This is a genomic window from Dactylosporangium sp. CA-052675 (genome assembly GCF_050947935.1).
Classification (GTDB): Bacteria; Actinomycetota; Actinomycetes; order Mycobacteriales; family Micromonosporaceae; genus Dactylosporangium.
Map to the genome: position 1 here is coordinate 9912528 of NZ_CP192010.1, position 14327 is coordinate 9926854.

The following is a 14327-nucleotide window of genomic DNA, read 5'->3' on the forward strand; positions in this document are numbered from 1 at the left end:
GTTCGGTTCGTGGTCCGCAATGTGCGGCGGCGGCATTGCTTATCGACGATCGTCTCATTATGGTGAGCGCACCATGTGCATATGAAACGTTTAAATGAAACGTTTCACAACCGAGGGAGCCCGCCATGCCCCTGCACAGACGAACGCGCGCGGCCGCCACCGCGCTCGTGTCGCTCGCCGCGCTGATACTCGCGGCACCCCCGTCGCCGGCCGCCGCGGCCACCCCGGTCGCCCTGACCGGCGCGCACTGGATCTGGTACCCCGAAGGCGACCCGCACGTCAGCGTGCCCGCCGCAACCCGCTACTTCCGCAAGACCTTCACCGTCGCGGCCGGTGCCGTCAGCGACGCCCAGCTCGTCGTCACCGGTGACGACACGGTCGACGTCTGGCTCAACGGACGCCCCCTCGCCGGCTCGCAGCGGGTCACCGACTCCTGGAAGAGCGCCGTCTACGTCGACCTGCAGAGCGCGCTCACGAGCGGCACCAACACCCTGGCCATCGCCGCGCGCAACACCACGGCCGGGCCGGCCGGGGTGCTCGGGCACGTGCGCGTGGTGACCGCGGGCGGCCAGGCCGACCTGGTCACCGACGCGAGCTGGAAGACCGCGCAGAGCGCGCCGGACGGCTGGGAGCAGCCCGGCTTCGGGGACGGCGGCTGGGCGGCCGCGACCGACCTGGGGCTCTACGGGTCCTCGCCCTGGAACACGTCCGTCGCGCTGCCCGACACGAACGCCGCCTCGCCGCTGAGCGTCGCGAGCGCGACGGTCGAGCGCCGGGCCGACCCGCTCGGCGTCGACGCCGCGCAGCCGCTGTTCGGGTGGAAGCTCAGCGCCGCCACGGGGCAGCAGGAGCAGGGGGCGTACCAGATCCAGGTCTCCACCACCAGCGCGAACACCGCCGACGTGTGGGACAGCGGGCGGGTCGCCTCGAGCAACCAGGTCGACGTCGCGTACTCGGGCCCGGCCCTGACGAGCATGCGCAGGTACTACTGGCGCGTGCGGGCCTGGGACACGCAGGGCCGCGCCGGTGCCTGGTCCGCGACCCGGTCGTTCGAGACGGCGCTGCGCAGCCCGGCCTCCGAGTGGACCGCGGACTTCGTCGGGGCGCCCGCGACCGGCGCCGACGTCTCCGGGGCCACGTGGATCTGGTACCCCGAGGGCGACCCCGCCGCCGGCGTGCCCGCCGCGACCCGGTACTTCCGCCGCACCTTCACCCTCACCGGCGCCCCGTCGAGCGCGACGCTCGTGGTGACCGGCGACGACACGGCCGACGTGTGGGTCAACGGCGTGCAGGTCAGCTCCTCGCCGCGGGTCACCGACTCGTGGAAGCGGGCGGCGACGCTGGACCTGGCCGGGCGGCTCACCAGCGGTACGAACACCATCGCCATCTCGGCGCAGAACACCACGCAGTCGCCGGCCGGCGTGCTGGCCAAGCTGACCGTCGCCGGTGGGCCGACGATCACCAGCGACGCCGCGTGGAAGGCGGGCACCACGAACCCGAGCGGCTGGAACACGACCGGCTTCAACGACTCGGCCTGGCCCGCGGCCCAGGCGGTCGCGGCCTACGGCACCGGGCCCTGGGGCTCCAACGTGCTCGTGGTCAAGCCGACGCCGCTGGTGCGCAAGGGCTTCACGGTGAGCAAGGCGGTCGCGTCGGCGCGGCTGCTGACCACCGCGCTGGGCCTGCACGAGACCCGGCTCAACGGGGCCAAGGTCGGCGCCGACGTGCTCGCGCCGGGGTGGACCGACTACAACAAGCGGCTGCAGTACAAGGAGTACGACGTCACCGCACAGATCCGCCAGGGCGCCAACGCGCTCGGGGCCTACGTCGGCAACGGCTGGTACTCCGGCAACGTCGGCTTCGCGGGCAGCCAGCTCTACGGCACCCAGCCGTGGTACTCCGCCCAGCTGGTGATCACGTTCACCGACGGCACCACGCAGACCGTCAAGACCGACGGCACCTGGAAGGTCACCACGGGCCCGATCCGGTCCGACGACCTGTACGGCGGGGAGACCTACGACAACCGCATGGCCATCGCGGGCTGGGACGGCGCCGGCTTCAACGACGCCGCGTGGTCCTCGGTCGCGGTGCGCGGCGGCACGAAGCCCAACCTCGTCGCGCAGGTCGACAACGGCGTCACCGTCCAGCAGGACTTCCGGCCGGTCGCGATCACCCAGCCGCAGCCCGGCGTGTGGGTGCTCGACCTCGGGCAGAACTTCACCGGCTGGGACCGGCTGACGATGAGCGCCCCGGCCGGCACCACCGTGCAGCTGCGCCACGCCGAGGTGCTCAACCCCGACGGGACCATCTACACGGCGAACCTGCGGGGGGCGGCGGCTACGGATCGGTACACCTTCAGCGGCTCCGGCACCGAGACCTACGAGCCCCGGTTCACCGTGCACGGGTACCGGTACGTCGAGCTCACCGGCCTGCCGGCGGGCTTCACCCCGACCGCGGACACGCTGACCGGCCGCGCGGCGTGGACGAGCGGCGCGCAGTCCGGCACGTTCACCACGTCCAACGCGACGCTCAACCAGCTGGCGAAGAACATCCTGTGGGGCGAGCGCGACAACATGCTCTCGATCCCGACCGACTGCCCGCAGCGCGACGAGCGGCTGGGCTGGACCGGCGACATCGCGGCGTTCGCGGCCACGAGCACGTTCAACCTCGACGTGCACGGCTTCCTCGACAAGTTCGCCGACGACCTCACCGACGCGCAGCACTCCGACGGGGCGTTCACCGACGTGGCCCCGGGCGTGTCGGCGGGGGCCGGGACCGCCGGGTGGGGCGACGCCGGGGTGATCGTGCCGTACACCCTCTGGCAGCGCTACGGCGACGTGCGCGTGGTCGACCAGCACTTCGCGGCCATGGCCAGGTGGGTCGACTACCTGCGGGCCACGTCGGGCAGCGACCTGATCCGCAACGTGTCGACCTACGGCGACTGGCTCAACGTCAACGACAACACCGCCCAGGACGTCATCTCGACCGCGTTCTTCGCGTGGTCGGCGCGGCTGGTGTCGCGGATGGCCGCGGCGACCGGGCGCACCGCCGAGGCGACCTCGTACGGGCAGCTCGCCGACCAGGTCGCGGCCGCGTTCACGAACCGGTTCGTGGCGGCCGACGGCACGGTCGGCGGCAACACGCAGACCGCGTACGTCCTCGCGCTCGCCTTCGGCCTGCTGCCCGCCAACCGCGTGCAGGCCGCGGCGGACAAGCTCGCCGCGAAGGTCGCCGCGACCGGCGGGCACCTCTCGGTCGGCTTCCTCGGCGTGGAGAACCTGCTGCCGGTGCTGGCGAACAACGGCCACGCCGACACGGCGTACCAGATCCTCACGCAGCCCGGCTTCCCCGGCTGGGGCTACATGATCAACAAGGGCGCGACCACGATCTGGGAGCGCTGGGACGGCATCCGCACCGACGGCTCGTTCAACGACCCGGGCATGAACTCCTTCAACCACTACGGTCTCGGTTCCGTGGGCGATTTCCTGTACCGCCAGGTCGGCGGCGTCGCCCCCGCGTCCCCCGGCTACGGCGCACTCACGATCGCGCCCCGGCCCGGCGGCGGCCTGACCTCGGCCAAGTCGTCGTACGACACCCCGTACGGCGGCGCGGTCAGCGACTGGTCCATCTCCGGCGGCACCCTGACCCTGCGGGTGACGATCCCGGCGGGCGCGACGGCGACGGTCAAGGTCCCGACGTCGAACGCGGCCTCGATCAGCGCCCCGGCCCAGGCGGTCCCGACCGCCACGGCGACCTACTACCTCCCGTCCGGCTCCTACACCTTCACGGCCACCGCCTGACCGACCCCGGGGCGCGGGACACTCGGTCACATGAGTGCCCCGCGCCCCTTCTTCATCGACGGTGCAACGCTCCCGGCGACCACGCCGCCGAAGCTCACCGGCCCGTGGTCGCCCGCCGACACCCGCATCGACCGGGCGGTGCTCGTCCCGCTCCCGTCCGGGCACGCCCCCGAGGACGTGGCTGCCGACCCTTCCGGAACGATCTTCACGGGGACCCACGAGGGCGTCGTCTGGCAGCTTCGCGACGGCGCGTTCGAGCGCCTGGCCGAGACCGGCGGACGCCCCCTGGGCATCGAGCACGACCCGGGCGACGACTCCCTGATCGTCTGCGACGCGCACCGCGGCCTGCTCCGCCTCACCCGCGACGGCGCCGTGCGGGATCTGACCCGCTCGGCGGCCGGCACCGAGATCCTGTTCTGCAACAACGCGGCGATCGCCCGGGACGGCACCGTGTTCTTCAGCGACTCCTCGAGCCGCTTCCCGCTGGCACACTGGCGCCGCGATCTGCTGGAGCACCGCCCGAACGGCCGCGTGCTGGCCTACGACCCGGCCGCGCGCACCACGACGGTCGTGGCCTCCGGGCTGTACTTCCCCAACGGCGTGGCCCTGACCCCGGACGACTCGGCCCTGCTCGTGTGCGAGACGGTCGCGCACCGCCTCACGCGCATCGCCCTGCCCTCGGGCGCCGCCACCGTGCTCACCGACCTGCCCGCCTACCCCGACAACATGTCCCCGGTCGGCGACGGCACCTTCTGGATCGCCCTGGCCAGCCCGCGCGTCGCGATCGCGGAGCGGCTGCTGCCCTACCCCCGCGTGCGCAAGGCGGTCGCGGTCCTGCCCACGTGGTTGCAGCCCCAGCCGGGCAAGCACACGATCGCGGCCCTGGTGGATGCGGACGGCACCGTGCTGCGCACGCTGCACAGCCCGGCGGGCCACTACCCGATGCTGACCGGCGTCCGCCAGTCCGGCGGCCGGCTGTGGTTCGGCAGCCTGACCGAGCGCTCCGTGGCCCACGTCGACCTCGGCTAGCGGCCACCTCGTGCGCCCGCGCGGGCGGTCAGTCGGTCTCGGGTTGCTGGACGGGCAGGACGCGCGTGCGGTCCGGGTCGGCGTCGTCCACCCGCAGGACGCGCGTGCGGTCCGGGTCGGCGTCGTCCACCCGCAGGACACGCGTGCGGTCCTCGTCCGGCTCCTGCGGGTCGAGCGCCGGGGCTGGTGCCGGGGCGGGCTCGGACGAGGACTCGCCGCGGGCCTCCTCCAGGGCGGCCGTCAGCGCCGCGTTGATGCGCGAGCCGCCGCGCTTGAAGCCGAGCTGCCGGCGCGCCTCCTCCACGACCTGCTCCTCGGTGCGCAGCAGCGTGTCGGACTCGATCCAGCGGATCAGGTCCACGAGGAGTGCGTGCGGGTACTCGGCGATCGGGCGGCCCGGCTCGAACTCCGGGCGGGGCGACGCGGGCCGCTCCGGCGCCGGCTCTTCCAGGTGCAGCACGACCGTCGGCTCGTTCGTGCGGCGGGCCTCCACCGCGGCCACGGCCTCGTCGTATGCGGCCCGGGCGCGGGCGGTCTCCGCCTGCGGGTCGGCGAACCAGTCCGTCGACCAGATGCGGTGGAAGCGCCAGCCCAGGCGCTCGAGCTGCTCCTGCCGCAGCCGGTCGCGGTCGCGGGCGGTGCTCGCGGAGTGGTACGCCTCGCCGTCCGTCTCGATGGCCAGGACCATCTCGTTCGGGTTCGTGGGATGGGCGCAGGCGAAGTCGATGGCGAAGCCGGCCACGCCGAAGCGCGGGGTCACCGGGACGCCCGCGGCCGTGAGGCGGCGCTGGACGTCGGCCTCGAAGGCGCCCAGGGCCGGGCGCTCGGCGGCGGCGGTGCTCAGCGAGGTGCCGCCGGACTCGGCGTACTCCAGGTAGGAGCGCAGCAGCCGCACCCCGTCGCTCGTCGAGCGGGCCGGGTCCATGTCGGCGGCGGTGAACGAGCTCACCAGGGTCATCCGGCGCCGGGCCCGCGTCACGGCCACGTTCAGGCGGCGTTCTCCGCCCGGGAGCAGGAGCGGGCCGAAGCGGTACAGCAGGCGCCCCTGCGCGTTCTTGCCGTAGCCGATCGACAGGATGATCGCGTCCCGCTCGTCGCCCTGGACGCGCTCGAGGTTCTTGACGAAGAAGGGCTCCGCGGCCGTCTCGGCGAAGAAGGCGTGCAGCTCGGGACGGGCCGCCAGCACCCGGCGCAGGGCCAGGTCGATGCGCTCCGCGTGGGTGATGCCCATCGTGATGACGCCCAGCGACTCGTTCGGGCGGACCTGGGCGTGCTGCAGGATCAGCTCCACCACGCGGTCGACCTCGGCGGTCACCGAGTCGGGGGCGGACTCGTCGGCCGATGCGGACCCGTCGGCCGAGCCGGACACGTGGACGTGCGAGACGCTGCCCTCCCCCGCGACGCCCGGGAAGGTGACGAGGGAGCCGGAGTAGATGTGGGCGTTGGAGAACCCGATCAGCCGGTCGTCCTGGCTGCGGTAGTGCCAGCGCAGCAGGTACCCGGGCAGCAGGGCGCTCAGCACGTCGAGGATGGACTCGTAGCCGGACGTGAGGGACAGGTCGATGGAGCCGTCCGGGTTGACCCCGAGCGGATCGGCGCCCCCGCTCTCCTCCGCGGCCGTGAAGAACGACGTCGGCGGGAGCTGGTGCTCGTCGCCGGCGACCACGACCTGCCGGCCGCGCAGCAGGGCGGGCACGGCGTCGGCCGGCGTGACCTGGCTGGCCTCGTCGAACACGACCACGTCGAACAGGTCGCCCTGGGGCGGGAGCAGCTGGGAGACCACGAGCGGGCTCATCGCCCAGCAGGGCCGCAGCGCGGTGAGCATGTGCGGGGCCGCCGCGAAGAGCTGGCGGATCGGCAGGTGGCGGCGCTTCAGGTTGGCCTGGTGCTCGACGAGGCGGCTCTCGTCCGGGTACTCGTCGCGGACCTTGGTGATGTGCTCGGCCACGGCCCGCAGCACGCGGGTGGCGGTGGCGTCGATGTGGCGGTGGTCGGCGTCGCGGTACTCCGCGACGGTCCGCGCGTGCAGGGGCCCGTCGAACGCGCCCACCCGCGGGTCGGTGAAGTTCAGATGCTGCAGGATCGAGGCGTACCAGCAGGCGTCGAAGACCGCGGCGGCCTGGTCGGCGTCGGCCCGGCGGGCCTGCAGGTCGTCCACCAGCTCGTGCAGGCCGGCCCGGGCGAACGCGTCGGCCAGCTCGTTGAGGCGGGGCACGCGGCGCAGGGTGCGCTCGTCGGCGGCCAGGGCCTGCGCGGTGCGGGCCAGGCCGTCGAGGTCCATGGTGAGCAGGGGGATGTGCACGCAGTACCGCTGCAGCTCCTGCACTTCCCGGTCGAGCGCGTCGAACGCGGCCCGGGCGCGCGGCAGCTCGTCGGGGAGCCGCGGCACGCCACCCCACTGCTCCCGCTGGCGGTGGGCGACGGCCAGGCCCTCGAAGAGCTGCTCGGCGCTCGGGGCCCCGCCGCCGCGCCAGAGCCGGGCGGCCTGCTTGCGCAGCTTGCGCCGGGCCCACCAGCCCAGGTCCGCGACCTGCAGGTACGGGCGCAGATCCGCCTGGTACACCTCCGGCTGGAAGCTTCGCAGGGTGGCGGCGATCTGCTCGAGGAACGCGAACAGCGCCCGCCAGCCGGTCACGTTCACCGGGCGGGGCAGGCCGGTCCGGGCCGCGACGTATTCCAGCGCGGGCCGCACCTCGGGCAGCGTGCGCCCGGACAGGCGCTCGGCGAGGTCGAAGGCGGCCTGGGCCTCCTGCGGGGTGTGGACCTCGGCCCCGACCCAGCCGGACTGCTGCTCGGTCAGGGCGAACCCGCCGACCGTGGCGTAGTCGCGCAGCTGCTCGCGGATGCGCCGGGCGCCCGCCTCGTCGAGGGCGGCCAGGACGGGGCCGCGCAGCCGGACGGCGGTCATCGGGGTGACGAGCGCGTTGAGCCGGATCAGCTCGTTCTGGGCCTGGAACGCCGAGATCCCCCACGGACCCCGGATCTGGTGCATGGCCTCGTCGTGGTCGTTGAGCGCGGCCCGCCGGGCGGTCAGCGTCTCGTGCAGCACCGCCAGGTCGGGCTGGGCGATGCGCGCCGCGGAGTCGAACGCGGCCTTGAGGTCGGCGGCGACCTTTCTCCTGGAGGTCGTGCCGTCGTGCACGTCCATCACCAGGTTGCCCAGGCCGCGCCGGGTCAGCCGGTCGGTCACGGCGGTGATGGCCGCGCGCTTCTCGGCCACGAACAGCACCCGCTTGCCCTGGGCGACCAGCGACGCGATGAGGTTGGCGATGGTCTGGCTCTTGCCGGTGCCGGGCGGGCCCTTGATCACGCTGTGCTGGCCGGCGAGGACCGCGTTGATCGCGTAGTTCTGCGAGGAGTCGGCGTCGAGGACCAGGAACTCGTCCTCCGGCGGGATCCAGTCGGGGTCGCGCACGGCGATGCCCGGCGCCGGGCGCAGCGCGGCCTGGGCGTCGCGGTCGCCGGCGATGGCCGCGATGACGTCGTGCTCGACCAGCGCCCGGGCGCCGACCCGCAGGTCGGTGACCATCGGCAGCTTGGCGTAGGAGAAGGTGCCGAGCACGAACCGGGGCGTGACGGCGAAGCCGCGGACCCGGCCGGCGGTCTCCTTGGCGAGCCGTTCGTACAGCGGCTGGGGGTCGAATCCGGAGGCGTAGCTGACCAGCTCCTCGAGCTCGTCGGCGTCGACGCGGATGCCGAAGTCCTCCTCGAGCAGCTGCAGCAGCGTCGGGTTGAGCTCCAGGTCGCCCTGCAGCGTGAGGTCGAAGTCGTCCTCGGCCGCGCCGCGGGCGCGCAGCTGGGCCGAGCGCAGCAGCACCGGGGCGGCCGGCGCGGCCCCGGCACCGGGGGCCGGGGTCCAGGTGGCGCTGCCGATCGCGGCGAAGCACGTCTCGATGCCCCGCTCCTCGGTGAGCTCGCGGGCCTTGTTGCGGATCGTGCGGGCCCGCTTGATCGCGGCGGCGTGGGCGTCGGGCTCCGTGAACAGCTGGCCGAGCGGCAGCGTGCGCCCGCCCAGCAGCGCCTGCTGGGCCACCGGATCGGCGCTCGTCAGGTCCAGCGTGCCCGCGCGCAGGTCGCGGTAGTACAGCAGCGTGTTGCGGCCGCCGAGGTCGATCAGCTGGGACCGCCAGCGACGGGCCGCCTCCTGAACGAGCGCGCCCCTTGCTTCCTCCACATCGCAGAGCGTATCCGTCCTGGCAAGTGATTGATCGGGACCTTTACTGTTAACAAACCTTCGCGTAATCTTCCCCGCCAAGGGCGCCCTAACCCCCTTCTACCCGAGGCAGGACACCATCGTGCGGAGACTGCGAATCGGGGTGATCGCGGCCGTCCTGGCGACCGCCGCGGCCACCGTCATCTCACAAGCCCCGGCGTTCGCCGCGGCCGCCACCGCGACGTTCACGAAGACCTCCACCTGGGGCACCGGCTACGAGGCGAAGTACACGATCACCAACGGCACCGGATCGACGATCAACGGCTGGACGGTCGCGTTCGACCTGCCCTCCGGCACCTCCATCAGCTCCTCGTGGGACAGCAACCGGACCGGCTCGACCGGGCACATCGTCGTCACCAACAGCTGGAACGGCACGATCGCCCCCGGCGGCACGGCCAGCTTCGGCTTCGTGGCCTCCGGCAGCGGCGACCCGGCCAACTGCACGCTGAACGGCGCCTCCTGCTCCGGTGGCACCACGACGCCCGGAGCCCCGGGCGTGCCGGGCAACCTGCGGGTCACGGCCACGACCAACACCAGCCTCGCGCTGGCGTGGGACGCCTCGACGGGCAGCCCGACCGGGTACCGCGTCTACGAGGGCACCACGGTGAAGGCCACGGTCACCGCGACCAGCACCACGGTCTCCGGCCTGACGGCGGGCTCGACGCACACGTACACGGTCAAGGCGTACAACGCCCAGGGCGAGTCCGCGGCGTCGAACAGCGTCACGGCCACCACCACCGGCGGCACCACCAACCCGCCGGCCGGCGGTGCGGCGGCCCCGTACCTGTACCAGTGGGGCGACCCGCCGAACCCGCAGACCGTGCAGTCGGCGACCGGCATCAAGTGGTTCACGCTCGCGTTCGTGCTCGCCAGCGGCGGCTGCAACCCGGCCTGGGACGGCAGCCGGCCGCTCACCGGCGGGGTGGACCAGACCGTCATCAACCAGGTGCGCGCCGGCGGTGGTGACGTGATCCCGTCCTTCGGCGGCTGGTCCGGCAACAAGCTCGGCCCGAACTGCTCGACCCCGCAGGCCCTGGCCGGCGCCTACCAGACCGTGATCAACACGTACGGCCTCAAGGCGATCGACATCGACATCGAGAACACCGACGAGTTCGAGAACGACACGGTCCGCAACCGGATCGTCGACGCGCTCAAGATCGTCAAGCAGAACAACCCGAGCCTGAAGGTCATCGTCACCTTCGGCACGGCGACGACCGGCCCCGGCTACTACGCGCAGCAGCTCATCAGCCGCGCCGCGTCGACGGGCGCCAACATCGACGTGTTCACGATCATGCCGTTCGACTTCGGCGGCGGCGCGAACATGTACCAGAGCACGGTGAGCGCCTCCGAGGGCCTCAAGACCATGCTCAAGTCGGCCTTCGGCTGGGACGACGCCACCGCCTACAAGCACATGGGCATCTCCGGCATGAACGGCCTGTCCGACCAGCAGGAGAACACCACTCCCGCGCAGTGGCAGCAGATCCGCGACTACGCCCAGAACAACCACCTCGCCCGCCTGGCCTTCTGGTCGGTCAACCGCGACCGGGGCTGCGCCGGCGGCGGCGTGGTGTCGAACTGCTCGGGCATCGCCCAGAACACCTGGCAGTTCACGCAGATCACGGCGACCTTCACGGGCTGACGGTTCGCCGCCGCGCTCCGCGTCGCAGGGGGCTCACAGCGTGAGCCCCCTGCGGTCCGGGTGCCGTCCCAGCCAGTTCGTGTAGCGCTCGCTGCGCCGGACGGCATCCGCGTAGGACTCGATCGCGTACGCCCACACCTGGCCCGCCAGATCCGCCGCGGGGCCGTCGGGCAGCCAGCCCAGCATCTGCCGCCAGTGCAGCGGCGCGCCCGCGATCGGCACGGTGACCAGCCCCGCCATCGGCCGCAGCGTCGCCTGGCACAGCCCCACCGCGTCGCCGGACTCGATCAGGTCGATCGCGCCGCGCACCTCGGTCTCGAAGAGCACCTTCGGGGTGAACCCGGCCCGCGCGCAGGCCGCCGCATGGCACGCCGAGAAGCAGCCGTCCCCGGGCGCGGCCACCCACTGCGCCTCGGCCAGCTCCGACAGCTCCACCTCGTCCCGCCCCGCGAGCTCGTGCCCCTCGGGCAGCAGCAGGAAGACGGGATCGGCCGCGACCACGCGCCAGGCCAGCCCCCGGTCCGTCGCCGGCGGCGCGTCCCCGCACGCGCCGACGAGCACGAAGTCCAGCTTCCCGGCCAGCACGAGGTCGCCCAGCTCCGACGCCGACCACGACGCGTGCGTGGTGACCTGGGCGGCCGGGTGGTTGCTGGTGATCCGGTGCACCAGACCGCCCAGGATCGGGCCGTTGACCGCCCCGATCCGGTACCGCCCCGCCGGCTCGGCCGCGCTGGCCAGGCGCGTCGCCTCGTCCTGCAGTCCCTTCACGGCCGGCAGCAGCACCCGGGCCCGGGCCAGCACCAGCTCCCCCAGCGGCGTCGCCCGCGCGCCGCGCCGGTCCCGCTCGAACAGCGCCCCGCCCAGCGCGCGCTCGATGCGCTGCAGCTGGGCGGTGAGCGCCGGTTGGGCGAGTCCGAGCGCGGACGCGGCCTTGGTCACGCTGCCGGCGTCCGCGATCGCGCACACGACCCGCAGATGCCGCAGCTCCAGTTCCATACAGAGACGGTAGGGCCGTCGAGCCCCTGGCAGAAGGCCCCTAGACATCGAGACACACCGTTTTTACTTGGCACATACCCCTGGGGGGTATATGTTCGGTGCCATGGAATCCCTGACGCGACAAGCGGTGACCGCGACGCTGCACTGCCTGACCGGCTGCGCCATCGGCGAGGTCCTGGGCATGGTCCTGGGCACGGCCCTGGGCTGGGGCAACACGGCGACGATCATCGTGTCGGTCGCCCTGGCCTTCGCCTTCGGCTACGCGCTGACCCTGCGCTCGGTCCGGTCGGCGGGCCTGACCCTGCGCGCGGCCCTGCCGGTGGTGCTGGCCGCGGACACGGCCTCGATCGCCACGATGGAGCTGGTCGACAACGGCGTGGTCCTGGCCATTCCCGGCGCCATGGACGCCGGCCTGGCCGACGCCCGGTTCTGGCTGAGCCTGCTGATTTCCCTGGTCCTGGCCTTCGCGGTGACGGTCCCGGTGAACCGCTTCCTGATCGCGAGGGGCCGCGGACACGCCGTGGTCCACCAACATCACCATTAGTCTTGGGGCGATGATCCCCCGCTGGTCCGCAACGGCATCCGCGGCGACGGGCTGCACCGGCGCCGCGGGCCTGACGGCCGCGGTGGCGACCTCCCCGCCGGCGACCTACGTGTCGGAGTCCGGCGTCCCGGGCGCCCCGCACGCGGGGCTCTACGCGGCGAGCATGCTGTTCCTGGCCCTGTCGCTGGCCCTGCTGGCGATCCCGGCGCGGCGGTCCTGCTGGCTGATCGCCGCCTCCCTGGCCCTGGCCGCCCCGCTGGCCGCCGTGTCGAGCGCGGTGCACTGCAGCCCCGGCTGCCCGCTGCCGCCCTACGAGTCCCCGGCGCCCCGCGACCTGGTCCACGCCGGGGCCGCGATCGCCGCGCTGCTGCTGTGCGCCCTGGCCATCCTCCTGTACGCCCTGCGACCTCCGCCGGACCGCTGGACCGGCCGGCTGGGGATCGCGGTCGCCTACCCCCCGCTGCTGCTCTCGGCCGCCGGCATCCTCTTCGCCGGCCGCTCCCTGTTCACCGGCGTGACGGAGCGGGTGGCCCTGGTCGCGGTCTCGGCGTGGGTGGTCCTGACGGCGATACGCCACTCGAAGCGGCCGTGAGCACGCCCCGGACGGTCGTGCTCACCGGGGCCAGCGCCGGCATCGGCCTGGCCGCGGCCCGCCGCTTCGCCCAGGCCGGCGACCGCCTGATCCTGCTCGGGCGCGACGAGTCCCGCCTGGCCGCGGTCGCCGCGGAGCTACCCGGCTCCGTCCCCGTGCGGGCCGACTTCGCCGACCTGGGCCAGGTCCGGCGGGCCGCCGAGGAGGTCGGATCGGCCTGCGACCGGATCGACGTCCTGGTCAACAACGCCGGCGGGCTGTACCGCGGCCCCCGCGCCCTGGTCGTGAACCACCTGGCGGGGTTCCTGCTGGCCCATGAGCTCCGGGGCCACCTGCGCGCGGCGGGCACCTCGCGGCTGATCACCACCGCGTCGCTGGCCGAGGCCTGGGGCGTCCTCGACGTCGACGACCCGCTCAGGGCCTCCCTCGCGCACCGGGCGCGCTGGCTGGCGTACGGCTCCTCCAAGCAGGCCAACATCCTCTTCACCCGCGAGGCGGCACACCGCTGGGCGTCCGACGGCGTGCTGCCCACCGCGTTCTTCCCGGGCCTGGTGCGCAGCCGGTTCGCGTCCAGCAGCCCGCTGTTCACGCTGGGCAAGCTCATCCCGGTGCTGTTCACCACGCCGGACCGGGCGGCCGACACGCTGCGGTGGCTGGCCGACGCCCCGGCGGGCGAGCTCGTGCCGGGCGGCTACTACTTCCGCCGCGAGCTCTTCCCGGCCACCCCGCGCTCGACCAGCCGGGACCGCGCGGCCCGCCTGTGGCAGTCCTCGCTCGAGGCGGCCGGCCTGCCATCAGTTCGGTAGTGGAACCTCCGACCACGCCGCCTCCGGGCCGGGGTTCGCGGTGAAGTCGTAGCGCACGCCCGGCTCACCGATCGCGACCAGCGCCGCCGAACCCGAGCCGTAGAGCAGCCCCGCCACCTCCTTGCGGATCAGCAGGGGACGCTCCGCCGCGCCCGTGAACTCGCCGCCCGCCAGCAGGGCCAGCCAGTCGCCCCAGGCCTCCCGGGAGGACAGGCCCGGCTTGGGATTCGGGGTCGAAACCGTGTCCAGCGGGGCGAACGCGTTGACGTCGATGCCCTGGTTCACGATCACGTGGTTGCCCGGTTCGAGCAGGGTGTGGGTCACCCGCGCGCCGTCCCACGACGTCACCGCGACCTCCGTGGGCTCGGCCCGCACCAGGTGGAAGGCGTCGAAGGAGCGCAGCACGTCGTCCTCCGGCGGGAAGTGGGCCAGCGGCAGCGAGCCCCGCGTCGGGCGGTCGCCGGCCGGTGGGAGCGGCGGGTAGCCGTTCAGCAGGGCCGTCACGCTCGGGCGGGCCGGGTCCACGGCCAGCCAGGTGCCGCCCGCGGTGCTGTCCCGGCCGCCGAAGCGGCCCGGCCAGTGCTCGGCCGGGGGCTCCCACGGGCGGGCCAGGTACTCGTCGCGGACCGCGGCCAGGAGGATCGGCCAGGTGGCGTCGGGGTCGAACCGGAGGAGCACGGTGCACATGAACCGGAACGTTATGCCAAG

General features: G+C 73.4%; 9 protein-coding genes. 6 read left to right on the plus strand and 3 right to left on the minus strand.

Going from position 1 to position 14327, the window contains the following annotated elements; all coding sequences use genetic code 11:
• The first annotated feature begins 125 nt into the window (after positions 1-125).
• Both ACQP1P_RS44555 and ACQP1P_RS44560 read left to right on the plus strand, forming a co-directional pair.
• Complete coding sequence (locus ACQP1P_RS44555) at positions 126-3800, plus strand: family 78 glycoside hydrolase catalytic domain (RefSeq protein ID WP_433080912.1); 3675 nt, start codon at positions 126-128, stop codon at positions 3798-3800.
• Between the two features lie 30 nt (positions 3801-3830).
• Positions 3831-4829, plus strand: a complete 999-nt coding sequence (locus ACQP1P_RS44560; protein ID WP_433080914.1) for an SMP-30/gluconolactonase/LRE family protein — start codon at positions 3831-3833, stop codon at positions 4827-4829.
• Between the two features lie 28 nt (positions 4830-4857).
• On the opposite strand, the gene ACQP1P_RS44565 is transcribed toward ACQP1P_RS44560, so the two are convergent.
• The gene (locus tag ACQP1P_RS44565) at positions 4858-9003 is read right to left on the minus strand and encodes an AAA domain-containing protein (protein ID WP_433080916.1); all 4146 of its coding nucleotides are present in this window, start codon (positions 9001-9003) and stop codon (positions 4858-4860) included.
• Between the two features lie 121 nt (positions 9004-9124).
• Here ACQP1P_RS44565 and ACQP1P_RS44570 point away from each other — a divergent pair, with 121 nt between their 5' ends.
• Entirely contained in the window at positions 9125-10681 is a 1557-nt protein-coding gene (locus tag ACQP1P_RS44570) for a cellulose binding domain-containing protein (protein WP_433080918.1), read from the plus strand.
• 33 nt (positions 10682-10714) lie between these two features.
• On the opposite strand, the gene ACQP1P_RS44575 is transcribed toward ACQP1P_RS44570, so the two are convergent.
• Entirely contained in the window at positions 10715-11677 is a 963-nt protein-coding gene (locus ACQP1P_RS44575) for a LysR family transcriptional regulator (protein ID WP_433080919.1), read from the minus strand.
• 103 nt (positions 11678-11780) lie between these two features.
• Here ACQP1P_RS44575 and ACQP1P_RS44580 point away from each other — a divergent pair, with 103 nt between their 5' ends.
• From ACQP1P_RS44580 to ACQP1P_RS44590, 3 genes are read left to right on the plus strand one after another with little or no spacing between them, the layout of a single operon-like run.
• On the plus strand, positions 11781-12221 hold the full coding sequence (locus tag ACQP1P_RS44580) for a DUF4396 domain-containing protein (RefSeq protein ID WP_433080921.1): 441 nt from the start codon (positions 11781-11783) through the stop codon (positions 12219-12221).
• Positions 12222-12231: 10 nt separating this feature from the next.
• On the plus strand, positions 12232-12813 hold the full coding sequence (locus ACQP1P_RS44585) for a DUF998 domain-containing protein (RefSeq protein WP_433080923.1): 582 nt from the start codon (positions 12232-12234) through the stop codon (positions 12811-12813).
• A complete protein-coding gene (locus ACQP1P_RS44590; RefSeq protein ID WP_433080925.1) occupies positions 12810-13619 on the plus strand; it encodes an SDR family NAD(P)-dependent oxidoreductase in 810 nt (269 codons plus the stop codon). The genes ACQP1P_RS44585 and ACQP1P_RS44590 overlap by 4 nt, the downstream gene beginning before the upstream one ends.
• Here ACQP1P_RS44590 and ACQP1P_RS44595 read toward each other — a convergent pair.
• Positions 13608-14306, minus strand: a complete 699-nt coding sequence (locus ACQP1P_RS44595) for an NRDE family protein (RefSeq protein WP_433080927.1) — start codon at positions 14304-14306, stop codon at positions 13608-13610. The genes ACQP1P_RS44590 and ACQP1P_RS44595 overlap by 12 nt on opposite strands.
• Positions 14307-14327 lie beyond the last annotated feature (21 nt).